Origin of the sequence: Methylobacterium mesophilicum (assembly GCF_022179445.1) — a bacterium.
Lineage (GTDB): Bacteria > Pseudomonadota > Alphaproteobacteria > Rhizobiales > Beijerinckiaceae > Methylobacterium > Methylobacterium mesophilicum.
The window spans coordinates 80,472-98,400 of record NZ_BPQU01000019.1 but is presented as its reverse complement, the minus strand read 5'-3'; the positions used below and the strand labels follow the sequence as shown (position 1 = coordinate 98,400).

Below are 17,929 nucleotides of genomic sequence, written 5' to 3'. Positions count from 1 at the left end.
CCTCTCCCGACCCTCGCTGACGCGAGGGCCACCCTCCCCCGCAGAGGGGGGAGGGGATGGAAGAGTGGAACTCACGCCGAGGCGCGCAGCGTTCCGCGCGCGTCCTGGTCGTGCGCGTCGGCGGCGATCCAACCCGACATCATCACCATCGGCATGCCGGGGCCGGGATGGGCGGCGCCGCCGGCGAGGTAGAGGCCGCGCACCTGCCGCGAGCGGTTGCCGGGCTTGAACGCGCCCATCACCCGCCCGTGCGAGGCCAGGCCGTAGATCGCGCCGTTGAGCACCCGGTAGCGCTCGTGGATGTCCTGCGGGGTCAGGTGGCGCTCGACGACGATGCGTTCCTCCAGGTCGGGCATGCCGGCCGTGCGCTTGAGCTTGTCCAGGATGGTCCGCCGGTAGTTCTGGAACAGGGGGCCGTCCGGACGCCAGTCGTGGTGCGGGCGCAGGTAGGGCGTGTGCACCAGGACGTAGAGCGCCTCGCCGCCCTCGGGGGCCACGCTCGGGTCGGTGGAGGAGGGGGCCGCGAGGTAGGCGGTGGGGTCCGGGGCCGGCTCGCCCTTGTTGTAGATGTAGTCGAACTCCTCCTCGGGGTCCCGGGAGAAGACGAAGTCGTGGTGGTTCAGGTGCTCGTAGCGCTTGTTCAGGCCGAGATAGAGCACCACGCCCGAGCAGGCCGGCTCGGGGTTCTTCTTCTCGTAGGCCTTGCCGGCGGCGCCACCCACCAACTCGCGGTAGGTGCGGACCGAATCCATGTTCGAGATCACGGCGTCGAACGGCGTCATGCCCTCGGCGGTGCGCACGCCCCGGACCGCGCCGTTGGCGGTCTCGATCCCGGTCACCTCGGTGTCGGTCTTGCAGGTGGCGCCCAGTTCCTGCGCGAGCTTGGCCAGGCCCTCGGCCACCGCGCGGGTGCCGCCCATCGGGTACCAGACGCCGTCGGCCGTCTGCATGTGGGCGATGGCGCAGAGCACCGCCGGCGCCCCGTAGGGCGAGGAGCCGACGTATTGCACGAAGTGGTCGAGCATCTGCGCGAGGCGCGCATCCTTGACCTTGCCGCGGATCGTCGAGGCGACCGAGGCGTGCATGCGCAGGGACAGCACGTCGCGCAGGGTGCCGGGGTTCATGTTGGCCCGGATGTTGATCGTGTCGAACAGATCCTCGACCGGCTTCCAGAAGAAGAATTTTTCGGACACGCCGTGGAGATGTTCGGAAATGGAAAGGAACTTCTTGTAGCCGTCGCCGCTGCCGGGGGCGAAGCGGTCCATGTCGCCGGCCATCCGCTCGATATCCTGCATCAGGTCGATGCGGGAGCCGTCGTCGAAGAAGCAGCGCCATTGCGGGTCGAGGCGGCGCAGGTCCATGTAATCGTGGACCGAGCGGCCGGCCTCGGTGAAGATCCGTTCCAGCACCCGCGGCACCGTCAGGATGGTCGGGCCCATGTCGAAGCGGAAGCCGCCTTCGTGCAGCACCGCCGCCTTGCCGCCGAGCCAGCCGTTCTTGTCGTAGACCGTGACGCGGTGGCCGCGTGCCGCAGCCACGCACGCGGCCGCGAGTCCGCCGAGCCCGCTGCCGATCACGGCGACCGTCGAATCCTGACTCATCCTGATAGGTCGCTCCCCGGGCCCGTCAGAGCGTTGCCCGCATTGCGAAGCTAGACGCGGGGCCTCGCGGGTCAACGCGCCACCCGGTCGCGGTACCGGCCTGTCAGGCCTCGTTTGGGGACAGCTGGGCCAGGAAGTTACCGATCTCGCGACGGCGCAGGGGCGCGTCGAGCACCTCCGGGCCGAGGCCGTGGCGCCAGGCGAGGCGCCGCGCGGCCTCGAAATCGTCGCCCTGAAGGCCTGCGATCTCGTCGGCATAGGTCGCCACCGCGTCCGGGTCCGCGGCGAACCCGGCCTCGACGATCGCGGTGTCGCAGAGGCGCAGCATCGCGGCGACCTCCTCGAGGTCGAGTTCGGGGTGGTACTGCGTGCCCCAGAACCAGCCAGCCCCGTGCCGGATCTCGATGGCCTGGACGCCCAGGACCCGGTTTCCCGCCAGCACCCGCGCCCCCGGGGGCGGCTCGAGAACCGCGTCCGAGTGGATCGCAGGCGCGTCCCAGACCGCCGGGCGGCCGGCCAGCAGCGGATGGCTCCGGCCTTCCTGGGTCGGGGTGATCGCCCGGGCGAAGCCGTATTCCGGCCCACGTGGATTCTCGGCCGCGTGCCCACCGGCCACGGTGGCGGCGACCTGCACGCCCCAGCAGGATCCGAACACCGCGAGCCCCGCCTCCAGGGCCGCCCGCATCAGATCGAGCTGGCGGGTCACCGCCGGCGTGCCCTCGGAGACCTTCAGGGTCGAGCCGGTGAAGATCAGCCCGTCGAAATCCGACAGGTCCTGCGGCAGGTCCGCGTCGGCATCGGCAGGGTTGAGGAATCGACACGCCGTCTCGGGGGCGAAGTCGTGGACCACCACGGCGTAGGATTCGGCCGAGGTCCGGCCCGTCGCCGCGACATGCCGCTCTCGGGCGGCCCGATCGTTGCCGTCGGCGATGAGCAGGCGGAGCATGGCGTTCTCACTTTGTACGGGGGCGGACCCTGCCCGAACGGCCCCGCCTTGTCCGGGGACGGCTGGTCGCAGGTGCGGAGCGGATCGTCGCGGCGTCGTGGGCGGATCAGACGGTCCGCCGCGACACCAGGCCGAGCGCCAGCCCCAGCCCACCGAGCGTCAGCGCCGCCAACACCGCGAAGGCTGGCACGGCGGAGCCGAAGCCCTCGCCCAGGGCGTTCTGATAGGCCTCGATCGCCCAGGCGTTCGGGGTGAGCCAGCCGGCTTGTTGCAGCCACGGCGGCATCAGGAAGCGCGGCACCATCGAGCCGCCGACGGCCGAAAGCAGCAGCACCCCGAAGGTGGAGGCGAGGTGGGCCTGCTGGCGTGAGGCGGCCAGGGCGCAGGCGGCGAGCGCCAGTCCCGCAGCCATGGCCGAGACCAGCAGGCAGGCGGTGAGGAAGGCGCCCCAATGCGGGCCGATCTCGACGCCGTAGAGCAGCCCGGCCGCCAGGAAGATCAGCCCGGCCTGGACCATGCCCTGCAGCGTCAGAAACCCGAACTTGCCGAGCACCACCACCGGCAGGCCGCCGGGTCCGGCCATCAGGCGCTCGGCGATGCCGGTCTCCCGCTCCTCGACCAGGGAGAGCGCCCCCTGCATCGCGGCAAACAGCAGGAACACCGCGGTGATCGCGCCGGCGTAATAGCTGACCCGGGCATTGGCGGTGCCGGCGGCGGTGCTCCGGCGCTCGACGAGCGAGGCGAAGCTGAACGGCTCCTTCCTGGCGCGCTGCTCGGCGAAGGCCTCGTCGAGGAAGCGCCGCTCGTCCGGGCCGATCTTTCCGGTGCGCTCCACGTCGGCGACGATGCGCGAGAGCACGACGTCGGGCAGCGCCTCGTTCAGCACGCGCTGCAGCTGGCCCAGCGCGATCGGGGTCGCGAGCGCCTTGGCGGGGTTCTCGACCAGCACCACGGGCTGGTCGGCGGGGCCGGGCGGGGCATCCGCCGGGGCGGCGATCAGGTCGCCCCGGAGCGCCAGGGCCACGTCGACCGCGCCGGAGCGCACCGCCCGGGTCACCTCCGCCAGATCGGTTGCCGGCAGGCGGGTGACGCGCAGGGACGGGTCGGCCACGAGGGCGTCGGCAAGGCGCTGCGTCGCCGCCGTCCGGGCGAAGTCGGCGAGCCCGAGATGGATGCGGATCCGGTCGCCGGTCGCCCCGGAGAAGATCGCTGCGAAGATCGAGAAGATCACGGTGGGTAGCACGAAAGCCATCACCAGCGCGGCGCGGTCGCGCAGGAGGCTCAACGCCATCACCCGGAACGCGGCGCCGATCATCCGGCGGCCCCCGCCCGGCGCGGCTCGGAGGCTGCGCGGTCCGCGACGTCCCGGGGCCGGACCGCATCGAGATACAGCGCCTCCAGCCGCGGGGCGCGGACCCGCACCTCGGCCACCGGAACCCCCTGCGCCCGCAGTGCCCCCAGCAGGGCGGCGCCGTCGAGGCCGGAACGCTCGACCGAGCGCCAGACCAGCCCGTCCGGCTCGGCGGGTACGAAGCCGCCGCGGCGCAGCACGGTCTCCGCGACCGCATCCGCCGGGAGGGCGAGGCTCAACTCCCGTTCCGGCGCGCCGACCCGCAGCTGCGCCAGCAGGTCGGCGAGGCGCCCGGCGCGCACGATCCGCCCCTGCGCCAGGAACGCGACCCGGGAGGCGAGCCGTTCGGCCTCGGCGAAATCGTGGGTGGCGATCAGGATCGCGGTGCCGGCCGCCTTCAGCCGGTCCAGGACAGCGTGGATCGCCGCCCGGGCGGCGAGGTCGACGCCGCTCGTCGGCTCATCGAGCAGCACGAGGCTGGGCCGGTTCATCAGGCTCGCCGCGATGTTGACCCGGCGCCGGTAGCCGCCGGACAGGATTCCCACCGGGCGATGCGCCACGTCGGCGATGTCGGCCATCTCCAGCGCCATCGCGACGGCCTCCCGCCGGTCGCGCCGGGCCACGCCCGCGAGCTGGCCGAAGACGCCCAGGTTCTCGGCGACCGTGAGGCGGGGGTAGAGGGCGATCTCCTGGGGCACCCAGCCGATGCTCCGGCGGGCGCCGCCCGCTCGGAACGGGTCCGTACCGGCCACCCGTACGGTCCCGGCGCTGGGCGCGAGGCGGCCTGCCACGAGACGCATCAGCGAGGACTTGCCGGCCCCGTTCGGGCCGAGCAGCGCCAGGGTCTCGGCCGCGTCGAGGTCGAGATCGACCTGTTCCAGCACCCGCCGCCCGCGCAGGTCGAGGCCGACACCCGCGATCCTTACGAGGTTGCCGTCCACCCCGTCACCGCCGCGGCAGGGCGCGGGCGAGCCGGATCCGCACGGCGGCGCCGGGCTCCTGCAACGCGAACGCCGCGTCGGAGAAGTCCGGCCGCCCCCGGCGCGCGACGGCGCCGGAGAAGCCGTAGGGCTCGAGCGGCAGGCCGAGCCCGGTCCGGTCGAGCCGGCCGTTGCCGTTGCCATCCTGGAAGGCCGCCACCGCGTAGGCGCCCGGGGCCAGATCCCGGAAGGTGAACAGCGCCCGGCCCCCGGCGGCCGAGGCTTCGTCGCCTCGGGTACAGAACGGTTCGGACAAGCCGCCCTGACACAGGGCTACCCGGACCGGGCCGCCGCCGGGTTCGATGCCGTCGACCTCCACCTGCAGGGTCGCGGCCATCGCAGCCGACCCGAACACCACAGCGAGGGCGCAGAGACCCGCCGTCAGCGTCACCCGGTCCGGCGCGCCGATCACGAAGCCTCGCCGGAGGTCGCCAGCGGCGCCGTGTCGGGGATGCCGGCCTGGGCGGCGGCGCGGGCACCGGCCAGCTCCTCGATCAGCAGCCGCGCGGTGATGCGAGCACCCTCGTAGATCACCGGCAGGCCGGAGCCCGGATGGGTGCCGCCGCCGACGATGTAGAGCCCCGGCCCGAAGCGGTTGTGCGGCCGGAAGTACAGCATCTGCATCAGGTCGTGGGCGAGGTTGAAGGTGGCGCCCTCGTGGACCGCGAAGTCCTCTTCCCACTGGGTCGGGTCGATGATCCGCTCGTAGCGGATCCGGGACTCGATGTCCTCCAGGCCCAGCCGCTTCAGCCGCTCCAGGATCAGGGCGCGGTAGCGCTCCCGGGTCGCCGCCCAGTCGATCCCGGCCTTGAGGTTCGGCACCGGCACCAGGACGTAGAGGGCGGTGTGCCCCGCCGGCGCCATGCCGCCATCGGTATAGCCGGCATGCTGGACGTAGAGGGAGGGCTGCATCGGCAGCGTCCCCTCGGTGATCTCCCGGATGTTGCGCTCGTAGCCGTCGGCCAGGAGGATCGTGTGGTGCCCCAGGCTGTCCGGCACTTTCCCTTCGATGCCGAGATACAGCATGAAGGTCGAGCAGGAGAGCCGGGCCTTGTGGATCTTGGCGTCCCGCCAGCGCGGGCGGTGCCGCTCCGGGACCAGGGCGCGCACCACCTTGGCGAAGTCGCCGTTGATCAGCACCGCGTCGGCGTTGAAAGTCTCGCCGTCCACCACCACGCCGCTGGCGCGCTTGCCGTCGAACACCACGCGCTCGACGTTGGCATTGAGCCGGAGATCGACGCCCATGCGTCCGGCAAGGCCGGCCATCGCCTCGGAGACCGCGCCGCAGCCGCCGACCGGGTGGTAGACCCCGTGCTCGTATTCGAGGAACGACAGGATCGTGAACAGGCTCGGGCAGCGGAACGGCGACATGCCGAGGTATTTGGTCTGGAACGAGAAGGCGAGGCGCACCCGCGGATCCGCGAAATAGCGCTTCAGGTCGCGGTCGACGCTGCGGCCGGGATGCAGGTGCGGCAGGGCGGCGAGCATCGCCGGGCTCGCCATGCTGCGCAGGGTATGGAAGGCCTGCTGGAGGATCGGCTTGAAATAGTCCAGCTTCGTCCGGTTCTCGCTGAAGAAGGTCTTGACGTTCTTCGCGTCGTCGGGCGCCAGGCGGGCGATTTCCGTCTCCATCCGGGCGATGTCGCCGGTGGCGCGGATCGTGCCCGTGATCCCGTCCTCGCCCTCGAACACCAGATGGTACTGCGGATCGAGCCGCTCGAGCTTGACGTGGTCCTCGAGACGCTCGCCGCAACTCGTGAAGATGTCCGCGAGGATCTGGGGATAGAGGAAGAAGGTCGGGCCGATATCGAACTTGTAGCCGCCAGGCGCGGTGACGGTCTTCGTGCGGCCGCCGACCTGCGCGTCCTTCTCGAACAGCGTCACGTGGATCCCGGCGCGTGCCAGGAGCAGGGCCGAGGCCAAGCCGCCGGGACCGGCGCCGACCACGGCCACACGGCGTCCGGTCAGCGCTCGCAAACCATCCCCAGACTGAAGCAACGCCGACGACTCCCCTCGCAACCCGCGAACCTTATCGGCCAAGCTAGCCTCGCAACGCTCCACGGCAATTGCAGCCCTTTGTCGCGCGTTCGGAGCCGGACGGAAAGGGACGGCCTCAACCGGCGGTGACGAGCCGTCCCTGGCCGCGGGCGATCGCCTGCAGGGCGAGCCCCGCGGCGGTGGCGACGTTGAGCGAATCGAAGCCCGGGGCCATCGGGATCCGCACCGGGCGGGCCCGGCCGAGCGTGGACGCATCGAGGCCCGGTCCCTCGGTCCCGAGGATCAGCAGAACGCGGGTGGGCGCGGGGATGGCGTCCAGCGATTCGGTCGCCCCGGGGCTGAGCGCCAGGGCTTCGAGGTCGAGCGCGCGGGCGAGCGCCAGCCAGTCCTGCCCGGGGGTGAGCCGCGCGAAGGGCTGGATCAGCGCGGCGCCGGCGGAGACCCGGATGCTCTTGCGGTAGAGCGGATCGCAGCTGGCGGCATCCAGCAGCACCGCGTCGGCCCCGAAGGCGGCGGCGTTGCGGAAGGCGGCGCCGACATTGTCGTGATTGGTAAGGCCAGCCAGCCCGAGCACCAGCGCCGGAGCGGGGGCGGGCGGCACGAGGTCGGCGGGGTCGGGCTCCGATCCGCGCAGGCCCACCGCCAGAACGCCACGATGGATCGGGAAGCCGGTCACGGTGCTCATCACCGCCTTGGCGGCGAGATAGACCGGCGGCCTGTCCGGGCAGGCGGCCACGTCCGGGGCGAGGCCCGGCCAGCGCTCCGGGGCGAGCAGGATCGATTCCGCCCGGAACCGGGCCCGCGGGCCGAGCAGCAGCCGCAGGGTGACCTCGCCCTCGGCGATGAAGCGCCGGGAGCGGCCGACGAGGTCGCGCTCCCGCATCTTCGTGTAGGGTTCGAGGCGCGGGTCGTCCGGGTCCGCGACGGTCTCCGCGGCGACCGTCTCCCCGGCCCCGCCCATGTCAGCTCTGCTTGCGCTCGGCGCGGACGGCCAGCGGGTCGGCCTCGGCCTTGGTCGGCACCTTCACCAGCGCCTCGCCGTCGAGGACGGTCTCCCCGGCCACCGAGCAGCGGCAGGCGAGGCGGGCCCGGCGCCGCTCCGGCATCAGCTCGGCGACCGTGACGGTGACGTCGACGATGTCGCCGATGCGCACCGGCGCGCGAAAGTTGAGGGTCTGCGAGATATAAACGGCCCCCGGACCCGGCAGGCGGGTGCCGAGCACCGCCGAGATCAGCCCGGCCGTATACAGGCCGTGGGCGATGCGGGTGCCGAACGGCGTGCGGGCGGCGAAGTGCTCGGACAGGTGGATCGGGTTGCGATCGCCGGTGATCTCGGCGAATCCGACGACGTCGGAGGACGCGATGGTCTTCGAGAGGGTTTCCGACAACCCGACCTCGAGATCCTCGAAATAGAGCACGCGCAATTCGGGCAGCATGGCTCGGCAGACCTCCGGTTCCGGCCGGTCGCAACTCTGGCGCGGCCGGCTCAACAAGACCGCGTCGCACGATCGCGCCGCCGAATCCACCCGGACGAAGGCGCAAGATCCGTGAACTTTCTTGAGGCGCGGACAGGGTTTTCTCAACAGCGGCTCGACAGGCGCGCCGCACTCGGCGATGACGCGCCCCGTGACCGCTGAACCCGCCGCCCGTCCCGAGCCGCCCGCCCTGCGCCCGGTCGTCGCCCGCGTGGCGGCGCTCAACCTCGGCTATTTCGGCATCGAGATCGCGGTGGCGCTCGCCATCGGATCCGTGGCGCTCATCGCCGACAGCCTCGATTTCCTGGAAGACGCGGCGATCAACCTGCTGATCTTCGCCGGCCTGTCCTGGAGCGCGCGCAACCGCGCGCGGCTCGGCACCGCGATGGCGTTCATCCTGCTCGTGCCGGCCCTGGCGACCGCCTACGCCGCCTATGAAAAATTCGCAGACTTCGTTCCCCCGGCGGCCCTGCCGCTGACGCTGACCGGCCTCGGCGCGCTCGCGGTGAACCTCACCTGCGCGCTGATGCTCGCCCGGCACCGGTCCGGCTCGGGCAGCCTGACCCGCGCGGCCTATCTCTCGGCCCGCAACGACGCCTACGCCAACCTGGCGATCATCGCGGCCGGGCTGGTCACCGCCCTCCAGCCGAGCCCCTGGCCGGACCTCGTCGCGGCGGCCGGCATCGCGATCCTGAACGCCGATTCCGCCGCCGACATCTTCCGGGCCGCCGCGGCCGAGCGCCGGGCGGCTGCGAAATAGGCATCTCCATGCGCATCTTCCCCATCTCCGATCTCCATCTGGAGCGGCGGCGGCTCGACCTGATCGCGCTGCCCGAGGCGCCGTTCGACCTGCTCGCCTGCCCGGGGGACCTCTACGAGGGGCATCCCGAGCGGGGGCTGGCGGCTCTGATCCACCTGGCGCAGGGCAGGCCGATCGTCCTGGTGCCGGGCAACCATGAGCGCTACGCGCCCACCGGCGACCCGCGCACCGCGCCGGAACTCCTGGCCGCTCTGGAGGCGGAGGTCGCCCGGGTGAACGCCCTCGGCGCCCGCATCCACCTGCTCCAGGGCGCCGAGGCCTGCGTGATCGACGGCGTGCGCTTCGTCGGCACGACCCTGTGGAGCGACTGGCGCCTCGCCGGCCGCTGGCTCGCCGCGGACGCGCCCGGGCGCCCGGACGATCCGATCGCCTTCGCGGCCGCGCGCATGACCGATCCGGTGACGGGCTCCCGGGAATATCTCGGATCGATCCGCAAGGCCGACGGTGCCGCCTGGCAGCCCGCCGACGCCATGGCGGCGCATGTCCGGGAGCGGGAGGCGCTGCACGCCGCGCTCGCCCGACCGCACGATGGCCCGACCGTGGTGGTCACCCACCATCCGGCCAGCCCCCTGGCGGCGGACCGGTACCGGGACCAGCCCGGCGTGCCCTGGTGGGTGCCGGCCTTCTACGCCAGCACCGCGCTGGACGACCTCCCTGATGCCGCGCGGCCGGAAGCGTGGATCTCGGGCCATTTCCACGCGGGCCATGACCTGCGGATCGGCCGCTGCCGCTGGGTCTCCAACCCGGTCGAGGGCCAGGGCTATCGGGCGGATTTCAGCGTGACGGTCGAATAGCGCGACCGCGATGGCCGAAAACGGGTGCGGCCGATTTAGTCCCGGCCAAGAGGCCGCGCATGTCGAGTGCGTGTCGTTCCGCACGGCTTGGCCGTAGAGCCGGGATGCAGGCGGTTCGACGGATCGTCCTACCCTGATCAGCCCCGCGTTCCGGGGCTCTGAACCGGGGTTATGATGACCGGATTTGGCCTGGGATTACGCGGGATCGCGTCGGCTGCACTTGCCGTCTACAGCGTGGGGGCGGCGGCACCCGCATACGCTGCTTCCGCGGCTCAGCCCGGGCAGACGATCGGCCTGCCGGTGGGTGCGCAGCTCCCCGTAGGATTGTACTTCGTGAATCTTTCGAGCTTCGGTACTCGCAGCGCGCGGCCGGGCGACACCGCGACGAACGTCAACCTGCCGACCTTCGCGTGGGCGACGCCGTGGGACATCGCGGGCGGGCGCCTGCAGTTCTTCGTCACCCAGCCGGTGGTGGCCGCCACCCTCCAGGGCGCGCCCTACCAGAGCGGCATCGGCCAGCCGCTGCTGGCGGCCCAGCTCGCCTGGGATCTCGGCCACGATGTCGGCGTCAGCTACTTCTTCGGCGGTTACCTGCCGATCGAGACGCGCTTCCTGACCCAGTCCGCGTCGCTGACCCATCGATTCGCGATCAGCTACACCGGCCAGGATTGGAACCTGACGGCGAACCTGCTCCACGGGATCTTCCTCGAGACGCGCTCGGCCTTCGGCGCCCTCTATCCGGACTACCTGAACCTCGACCTGACCGCGGCGAAGAGGTTCGGCAAGTGGCAGGTCGGAGCCGTCGCGTTCGGATCGAGCGACCTGCCCACCAGCGTGTCCAGCTACCGGCCGCAGGGGCAGATCGCGGTTGGCGGCCTGGTCGGGTACAATTTCGGGCCGGTGAACCTGCAGGCCTACCTGACCCGCGACGTGGCCCAGCGCAACTACCGCGGACGCGAGACCCGCGGCTGGCTGCGGGTGATCGTACCGCTCTACCAGCAGGACCCGAACGAGGTCGAGCCGAACCGCACCCTGGTCACCCGCCGCCAGGCCGAGTAGCCGGGGCGCTGTCCTGTACGGGGTACGATGTTCACATAGCGCTGCCGGATTTAGGCCAGCGCCGAACCCAGGCGCGTCTCCCTCCCCCGCTGAGGGGGGAGGGGGACGCACGTCGTGATCCCCCCGATCTTCCGTCAGTGGTGACGTGACCGCGGCCCGGCGCTCGTCAGCCGTGCACCAGCACGTTGCGGAACTGCCAGGGATCGCTGGTGTCGATGTCCTCCGGGAACAGGCCCGGGCGGTCGGTGAGCGGGGTCCAGTCGGTGTAGACGCCCACGACCGGGCCAAGATACGGGGTCTGGACCTCCAGGCAGCGGCGGAAATCCATCTCGTCGGCCTCGACGATGCCGGCCTCCGGGTTCTCCAGGGCCCAGACCATGCCGGCGAGCACCGCCGAGGTCACCTGCAGGCCGGTGGCGTTCTGGTAGGGGGCGATCCGACGGGTCTCCTCGATGGAGAGCTGCGAGCCGTACCAGTAGGCGTTCTTGGCGTGGCCGTAGACCAGCACGCCCAGCTCGTCGATGCCGTCGACGATCTCGGTCTCGTCGAGGATGTGCTGCTCGTCCTGAACCTTGGCGGCCTTGCCGAACATCTCGTGGAGCGAGAGCACGGCGTCGTCGGCCGGGTGGTAGGCGTAGTGGCAGGTGGGGCGGAAGACCGGCTTGTCGCCCTCGCGCACCGTGTAGTAGTCGGCGATCGAGATCGCCTCGTTGTGGGTCACCAGGAAGCCGAACTGCGAGCCGGCGGTGGGGACCCAGCTCCGCACCCGCGTGTCGGCGCCCGGCTGCAGCAGGTAGATCGCGCAGCGCGAGCCCTTCTCCTGCTCGCGCGCGTTGGCGGGCATCCAGGTCTCGTGCGTGCCCCAGCCGAGCTCGGCCGGCTGGTTGCCCTCCGAGACGAAGCCCTCGACCGACCAGGTGTTGACGAACACGCCCCGGGGCTTCGGGTTCTTGGCGCGCTGGGTGTCGCGCTCGGCGATGTGCACGCCCTTCACGCCCAGGGTCTTCATCAGGGCGGCCCAGTCGGCGCGGGACTTGGGCTCGGGCGTGGTGACGCCGGTATCCTTGGCGATGTTCAGGAGCGCCTGCTTGACGAACCAGGAGACCATCCCGGGATTGGCGCCGCAGCAGGAGACCGCCGTGGTGCCGCCCGGCTTCTGGGTGCGGGCGTCGAGGATGTCCTGGCGCAGGGCGTAGTTGGTGCGGTCGCCCTGGCTGCGGTCCTTGTCGAAGTAGAAGCCCGGCCAGGGCTCGGCCACCGTGTCGATGTAGAGGGCGCCGAGTTCGCGGCACAGCTCCATGATGGCCCGCGACGAGGTGTCGACCGACAGGTTCACGCAGAAGCCCTGGCCGCCGCCCTCGGTCAGCAGGGGGGTGAGGACGTCGCGCAGGTTCTCCCGCGTCAGCGCCACCTTCTCGAAGCGCAGGCCGTGCTTCTCGGCGAGCGCCCGGTGGGTGTCGACCGGGTCGATCACGGTGAAGCGGGCGCGGTCGTATTCGAAGTGCCGCTCGATGAGGGGCAGGGTGCCCCGGCCGATCGAGCCGAAGCCGATCATCACGATGGGGCCGCTGATGCGGCCATGGATCGGGTGACGGGACGGCTGGTCGGTCATGCGGAAGGTCCTTGTCTGGCGGACGCCTGAGGTCCGCTGTTCGGCTCGCGAGCGGGTTATGGCGCGCGTGTGACAGTGGGGCGACAGGCACGCGCCGCGCGGCCTGCGCCGGCGCGTTCGCCGAATCCCATCGTCGAGAAGGCCGCTCAATGGCCGTTCGCCCGACGACGGTCAACTGCGCTGCACCATGGACGGTTAAAGCGCTCTTGACGGCGCCGGGTCGGCATCATGTTCGCAGTGCATGTGGCCTGCGCGCGAAGGCGTGTGGCAGGCGGCGGTCGCATGGCTCATATTGCGTTGCAGCAAAGGCCTCCCGACAAGATCAATCAATCGAGGCCGAGGAAACGTCCGGGATCCTGATCTTCGGAGTCGTCATGCTCGCTTTCATCGCCACCCGCATTCCCGGCCCGGTCGCCGAGACCGCCGACCGCGATCCCGGCATCCTCACCCTCGTCTTCTCCCTGGCCCGCGCCGTCCGCACTGGAGCCGAGGCCGCCTTCGCGCGCCGCTGCGCCCTCGCCGAGGCCGCGGGCGGACCGAACCCGCTCTGAGACGTGGCGACAGCACGGACCTGCGTCGCCGGGTGATTGCCTCGCCCCGATTGGGACGTTAGGCGGCTTTGCCGTCAATGGCCCTGGGGGATCGTGATTCCATGTCGACGTTTCGAGCGGTCGTTCGCTTCAGTCTGACCGCGACGCTGCTGCTTGCCGTCCCGTTCGCGTCGCCGCGGGCCCAGGATGCCGAGCCCGAGGCACCCGCCGCTGCCGACGCGCCGGCGAAGGCCAAGCCTAAACCCAAGCCGAAACCGCCCGCTTCCAAGCCGGCGGCCAAGCCTGCCGCCGCGCCTGCTGCCGCGGCCGCGCCTGCCGCAGCGCACGCGACCTGGCCCACCGGCGCCAGCACCGTCAGCGAGAGCTACGGCGACTGGACGATGACCTGCACGCGCCCGAGCGAGAAGGTCACCTGCATCGTCGCGCAATCCCAGGGTGATTCGCAGACCGGCCGGCGCAAGTTCGGCTTGGAGCTGCAATCTCCGAGCGACGGCCGCTCGGAAGGCATCGTGCTGATGCCGTTCGGCCTGTCGATCGAGGCCGGCGTGAGCTTCAAGCTCGACGAGCAAGCCCTCGGCAAGGGCGCACCCTACAGCATGTGCGTGAGCGACGGCTGTCTCGTGCCGATCAGCTTCCCGACCCTGGCGCTCGACGGCATGCGCAACGCCAAGAAGCTGTTCGTGACCGGCCAGAAATCGAGCGGCAGCGAGCCCGCCACCATCACGGTGCCCCTCGAAGGCTTCCCGCAGGCCCTCGACCGCGCCGTGGCCCTCGGCGGCTGACATCGGGCGGACCGGATCCGGCCAATCCCCGGCTTACGGTTAAGCCAGCGTTAGCCGCCGTGCCGCAGGGTGGGTCCCAGTGTGGCGCCCGGCGTCGCGGCCCCAATCGGGTCGCGCCCGGGATCGGATCGGCGGGGCGATGGGCTCGGAGGGCAGGCGATCCGGGATCTGCGGATATCTCGGCACGCGGCTGCTGCGCGTGTCGCTGCCGGTGCTCGCGCTCCTGGCGGCGATCGACCCGGCGCTCGCCGCGCGGCTGATCGGTGCCAAGGGCAGCGAGGCCGGCAGCGGGCCCGGCGGCTACGGCCGGATCGTGCTCACCTTCGATAAGCCGGTCACCGTCAAGGCGAAGCTCGCCGGCGGGATCCTGCTGCTCGGCTACGGCGAGCGGGTAACCCCCGGCCCCGAGCATCTCGCCGAAGACATGCCGGCCTTCGTGTCCATGGTCCGGCGCGACCCCGACGGCTCGGGCCTGCGGGTCGCCTTGCAGCGGCCGTACCAAACCAACGTCCAGCTGGCCGGCGAGCGCGTCTTCGTCGATCTCCTGCCGGAGGGTTGGTCGGGCCTGCCGCCGCCGCTGCCCCCCGAGGTGGTGGCCGAGCTCGCCCGCCGGGCCCGCGTGGCCGAGGAAGCCCTGAAGGCGCGCACGCTTCCGCCGGCGCGTAAGCCCCTTGCGCTGGAGCTTGCCCGGCTACCGACCCTGACGCGCCTGTCGCTGCGCCTGCCCGACGAGGCGGTGGCGACCGTGAGCGCCGAGGGGGCGACGACGCGCCTGCGCGTCGCCGGATCCTGGACGATCGATTCGACCGAGGCCCGGGGCCGCCCGCGGCCGGGCATCGCCAAGCTCGCCACCGAGTCGGACGAAAGTTCGGCCAGCATCCTGCTGACTCCCGCCGAGGGCTACACCGTCACGACGGAGCGGGAAGATGGGGCCTACACGATCGATGTCGTGATCCGCACGCCTCTCAAGGCGCCGGAATCGAAGGCGGCCGAGGTGCCGGGGCCGGCCGATGCCGGCGCCGCCAAACCCGTCGTGCCGGCCCCTCAGCCCACCCGAAAGGCCGAGGCTCCGCCCGTCCCGGACGCCGCCCCCGAGGCGCCCCCGACTCGCAAGGCCGGTTCCGGCCTGGTCTTCCCGTTCCAGGCCTTGCCGCCCGCCGCGCTGTTCGAGCGCGGCGGCGTCGCCACGCTGGTGTTCGAGACCGCCGAGCCCGTCACCGTCCCGGCGGGCAACCAGGGCCTCGCACCCGTGGGCGCGCCGACCCGGACCGGACCGGTCACGGTCCTGCGCTTCAGGGTGCCGCCGGGCCGGCTGGTCGATCTGGCCGCCGTCACGACAGGAACCGGATCCGCCTGGGAGCTGTCGGCCGGCGACACGCTGAGCCCGAGCGACACGCTCGATCCGGTCCGGAAGCCGGATCCGTCGGGTCGGATCACCGTATCCCTGGCGCTGCCCAGGCCCGGATCGGCCACGTGGCTCGACCTCGACGGCGAGCGCATCGCGGTGGTCGCCTCGGCGGCGCAGCGCGCGATCGGCAATCCGAAGAGCCGCCGCTTCGTGGATTTCGAGATCCTGCCGAGCCGGCACGGCATCGCGGTGCTGGCGAGCGCCGACGACCTCGCGGTGCGGCCCCAGCTCGACGCGGTCACGATCGGCCGGGAGGGCGGCCTCGCCGCCTCCACGGCCGCGCGCAAGCCCGATCCCGCCCTGGCCGAAGCCGGCACCCTCGCGGTCGCGCGGGAGCCCTGGGAGCAGGCGCGGATCGGGAACGTGCGCGAGACCCTCCGGACCTTGGCCGGCACCGCCGCGATGGTGCCCCCGGCCGAGCGCGGCCCGGCGCGCCTCGCGCTCGCCCGCGCCAACATCGCCAACGGCTTCGATCTCGAAGGCCTCGCAGCCCTGGAGGCGGCCGCCGCCGAGGATCCGCTGCTCGCCACCCAGCGCGACGTCGCGATCCTGCGCGGCCTGGCACTCGTGCGCAGCGGCCGCTACGCCGAGGCCCTGAAGGCCCTGTCGGGGCCGCGACTCGCGAGCGACCCGGAGGCCGCCCTGTGGCGCGCGATGGCGTCGGCCGGTCTCGGCGACTGGAAGGCGGCCGAGACCGGCTTCCCCAACGCGCTGCCGGTGGCCGATGGCTACCCCACGGACCTCGCCCAGCAGATCCGGGTCCAGGCCGCGGAGGCGGCGATCGAGAACGGCGACGCCGAGACCGCCGCCGCCCGGGCGGAGGACGCGGCCCACCTGCCGCCCTGGATCCGCGATCGGCTCGCCCTGGTCCGCGCCCGCGTCTCGGAGGCGACCGGTCAGGCCGACGCGGCGCTCGATGCGTATGCCCGCTTGGAGCAAGTCGGCCAGCGGCCGGTGGCGGCCGAGGCGCAGCTGCGCGGCACGCTGGTCGCCCGCGCCGCCGGCAAGATCGAGCCGGATGCCGCGATCGACCGCCTGGAACGGCTGGCGCTGACCTGGCACGGCGGCCCAACCGAGACCGGCATTGCGGTCGGATTGGCGCGGCTCTACCTCGACGCCGGCCGCTGGCGCGACGCGTTCGCGGCCCTGCGCCGGGCGAACGCTATCGCGCCGAACGACACGGCCACGCAGGCGCTTTCCCGCGAGGTGCGCACCGCCTTCGAGAACCTCTATCTCACCGACAAGGGCGACCGGCTCACCGGGATCGAGGCCGTGGCGCTCTACTTCGATTTCCGCGAGCTGGCGCCCATCGGGCGGCGCGGGGACGAGGTGGTGCGCCGGCTGGCCGACCGCCTGGTCGGGCTCGACCTCCTGGATTCGGCCGCCGACCTGCTCCAGTACCAGATCGACAACCGGCTCACTGGCCCGGCCCGCTCCGCGGTGGCGGCCCGGCTCGCGACGATCCGGCTGATGGACGACAAGCCGATGCGGGCGCTGCAGGTGCTCGACGCGACCAACCTGCCCGAGCTGCCCGGCGAGCTGAAGCGCGCCCGCGCCCTGGTCCGCGCCCGCGCCCTCTCGGACCTGACCCGCACCGACCTGGCCCTGGAGACGATCGAGGACGAGAGCGGCCCGGATATCGAGCGGCTGCGGGCCGACATCTACTGGGGCGCCCGCCGCTGGCGCGAGGCCGGCGAATCGCACGAATCGCTGCTCGGCGACGCCTGGCGCGCCGGCCGGCCCCTCGACGCGCAGGCCCGGGCCGACGCGGTGCGGGCCGCCATCGCGTACGACCTCGCGGGCGAGGCGATCGGGCTCGAGCGCCTGAAGGCGAAGTTCTCCGAGGCGATGGCCGAGAGCCCCGACGCCCGCACCTTCGCGCTGCTCACGGGCACCAACCCGACCAAGACCCCGGAATTCCGCGCCATCGCGGCCCGCGCCACCAAGGCCGACACCCTGTCGGCCTTCCTGGCCGAGTACCGCAAGCGCTATCCCGAGACCGCTCTGCCCGAACGCGGTGCGATCGCGGGCGAGCGCCAGAGCAGCGCCGAGGCCCCCGGCGCGCCGCCGGGCTGACGGCCGCGATGACGCTCGTGATCGATCCGGACCGGTTCCTCGAAACCGGATCCGGCCGCGTCTGGACGCCGGAGCGCAACGCCGAGGCGTGGCGACTGGCCTACGCGGCGCTCGAGCGGTCGCTGGTGGGTGGCGGCATCGACCGGCTGGTGATCGTCTGCGGCTTGCAGGGCGCGGGCAAGTCGACCTGGATCGCCGCGCAGGATCGCGACGCCGGCCGCGTCTATGTCGACGCGGCTCTCCCGGGCGTGCGGCACCGGGCGCCGATCATCGCCATCGCGCGCCGTCACGGCGTCCCCGTGGAGGCCGTCTGGATCCGCGTCCCGCTCGACGTCGCCCTCTATCGGAACCGGAGGCGGCGCGCCGACACGATCGTCTCGGAGGCGACGATCCGCTCGGTCGCCAACCTGTTCGAGCCGCCGACGGTGGAGGAGGGGTTCGCGCAGGTGCGGATCGTCGCGGCCTGAGCCGGGCGC

At 72.1% G+C, this 17,929-nt stretch carries 16 protein-coding genes; 7 read left to right on the top strand and 9 right to left on the bottom strand.

The features are described 5' to 3' along the window. Positions 1 to 71: 71 nt before the first annotated feature. The 8 genes from MFF40_RS18560 to croR all read right to left on the bottom strand — a co-directional run bounded on the left by MFF40_RS18560 (position 72) and on the right by croR (position 8,312). Positions 72 to 1,601: a phytoene desaturase family protein gene (locus MFF40_RS18560; RefSeq protein WP_238261712.1), complete on the bottom strand. Its 1,530-nt coding sequence runs from the start codon at positions 1,599 to 1,601 to the stop codon at positions 72 to 74. Between the two features lie 103 nt (positions 1,602 to 1,704). After that, a complete protein-coding gene (locus MFF40_RS18555) occupies positions 1,705 to 2,547 on the bottom strand; it encodes a type 1 glutamine amidotransferase (RefSeq protein WP_147857237.1) in 843 nt (280 codons plus the stop codon). Between the two features lie 106 nt (positions 2,548 to 2,653). Beyond that, entirely contained in the window at positions 2,654 to 3,862 is a 1,209-nt protein-coding gene (locus MFF40_RS18550) for an ABC transporter permease (protein WP_147898046.1), read from the bottom strand. Beyond that, entirely contained in the window at positions 3,859 to 4,839 is a 981-nt protein-coding gene (locus MFF40_RS18545; protein WP_238261710.1) for an ABC transporter ATP-binding protein, read from the bottom strand. The genes MFF40_RS18550 and MFF40_RS18545 overlap by 4 nt, the downstream gene beginning before the upstream one ends. A 4-nt stretch (positions 4,840 to 4,843) precedes the next feature. Beyond that, a complete protein-coding gene (locus tag MFF40_RS18540) occupies positions 4,844 to 5,215 on the bottom strand; it encodes a DUF2141 domain-containing protein (RefSeq protein WP_238261718.1) in 372 nt (123 codons plus the stop codon). Positions 5,216 to 5,286: 71 nt separating this feature from the next. Then, on the bottom strand, positions 5,287 to 6,876 hold the full coding sequence (crtI, locus tag MFF40_RS18535; RefSeq protein ID WP_147898048.1) for a phytoene desaturase family protein: 1,590 nt from the start codon (positions 6,874 to 6,876) through the stop codon (positions 5,287 to 5,289). Positions 6,877 to 6,991: 115 nt separating this feature from the next. Then, positions 6,992 to 7,837: a TrmH family RNA methyltransferase gene (locus MFF40_RS18530; protein WP_147898049.1), complete on the bottom strand. Its 846-nt coding sequence runs from the start codon at positions 7,835 to 7,837 to the stop codon at positions 6,992 to 6,994. Position 7,838: 1 nt separating this feature from the next. After that, a complete protein-coding gene (gene croR / locus MFF40_RS18525; protein ID WP_147857469.1) occupies positions 7,839 to 8,312 on the bottom strand; it encodes a 3-hydroxybutyryl-CoA dehydratase in 474 nt (157 codons plus the stop codon). A gap of 178 nt (positions 8,313 to 8,490) precedes the next feature. Between croR and MFF40_RS18520 the strand changes: the two genes are divergently transcribed. The 3 genes from MFF40_RS18520 (at position 8,491) to MFF40_RS18510 (ending at position 11,024) form a co-directional block, all read left to right on the top strand. Then, positions 8,491 to 9,111: a cation efflux transmembrane domain-containing protein gene (locus MFF40_RS18520; RefSeq protein WP_147898050.1), complete on the top strand. Its 621-nt coding sequence runs from the start codon at positions 8,491 to 8,493 to the stop codon at positions 9,109 to 9,111. Positions 9,112 to 9,119: 8 nt separating this feature from the next. Beyond that, on the top strand, positions 9,120 to 9,965 hold the full coding sequence (locus MFF40_RS18515) for a metallophosphoesterase (protein ID WP_147898051.1): 846 nt from the start codon (positions 9,120 to 9,122) through the stop codon (positions 9,963 to 9,965). 174 nt (positions 9,966 to 10,139) lie between these two features. Beyond that, positions 10,140 to 11,024, top strand: a complete 885-nt coding sequence (locus MFF40_RS18510; protein ID WP_238261708.1) for a transporter — start codon at positions 10,140 to 10,142, stop codon at positions 11,022 to 11,024. A 166-nt stretch (positions 11,025 to 11,190) separates the two neighbouring features. On the opposite strand, the gene MFF40_RS18505 is transcribed toward MFF40_RS18510, so the two are convergent. Next, positions 11,191 to 12,636 (bottom strand): homospermidine synthase, encoded by a 1,446-nt coding sequence (locus tag MFF40_RS18505; RefSeq protein WP_147856839.1) that lies wholly within the window; start codon positions 12,634 to 12,636, stop codon positions 11,191 to 11,193. Positions 12,637 to 13,010: 374 nt separating this feature from the next. Here MFF40_RS18505 and MFF40_RS18500 point away from each other — a divergent pair, with 374 nt between their 5' ends. The 4 genes from MFF40_RS18500 to MFF40_RS18485 all read left to right on the top strand — a co-directional run bounded on the left by MFF40_RS18500 (position 13,011) and on the right by MFF40_RS18485 (position 17,920). Next, positions 13,011 to 13,187: a hypothetical protein gene (locus tag MFF40_RS18500; RefSeq protein ID WP_187278125.1), complete on the top strand. Its 177-nt coding sequence runs from the start codon at positions 13,011 to 13,013 to the stop codon at positions 13,185 to 13,187. Between the two features lie 101 nt (positions 13,188 to 13,288). Then, positions 13,289 to 13,969, top strand: coding sequence for an invasion associated locus B family protein (locus tag MFF40_RS18495; protein ID WP_238261705.1), 681 nt, complete (start codon positions 13,289 to 13,291; stop codon positions 13,967 to 13,969). Positions 13,970 to 14,108: 139 nt separating this feature from the next. Next, positions 14,109 to 17,453 (top strand): hypothetical protein, encoded by a 3,345-nt coding sequence (locus tag MFF40_RS18490; RefSeq protein WP_238261703.1) that lies wholly within the window; start codon positions 14,109 to 14,111, stop codon positions 17,451 to 17,453. 8 nt (positions 17,454 to 17,461) lie between these two features. Further along, positions 17,462 to 17,920 carry an AAA family ATPase gene (locus MFF40_RS18485; RefSeq protein ID WP_238261700.1) on the top strand — a complete coding sequence of 153 codons (459 nt, stop codon included), beginning with the start codon at positions 17,462 to 17,464 and terminating at the stop codon, positions 17,918 to 17,920. Positions 17,921 to 17,929 lie beyond the last annotated feature (9 nt).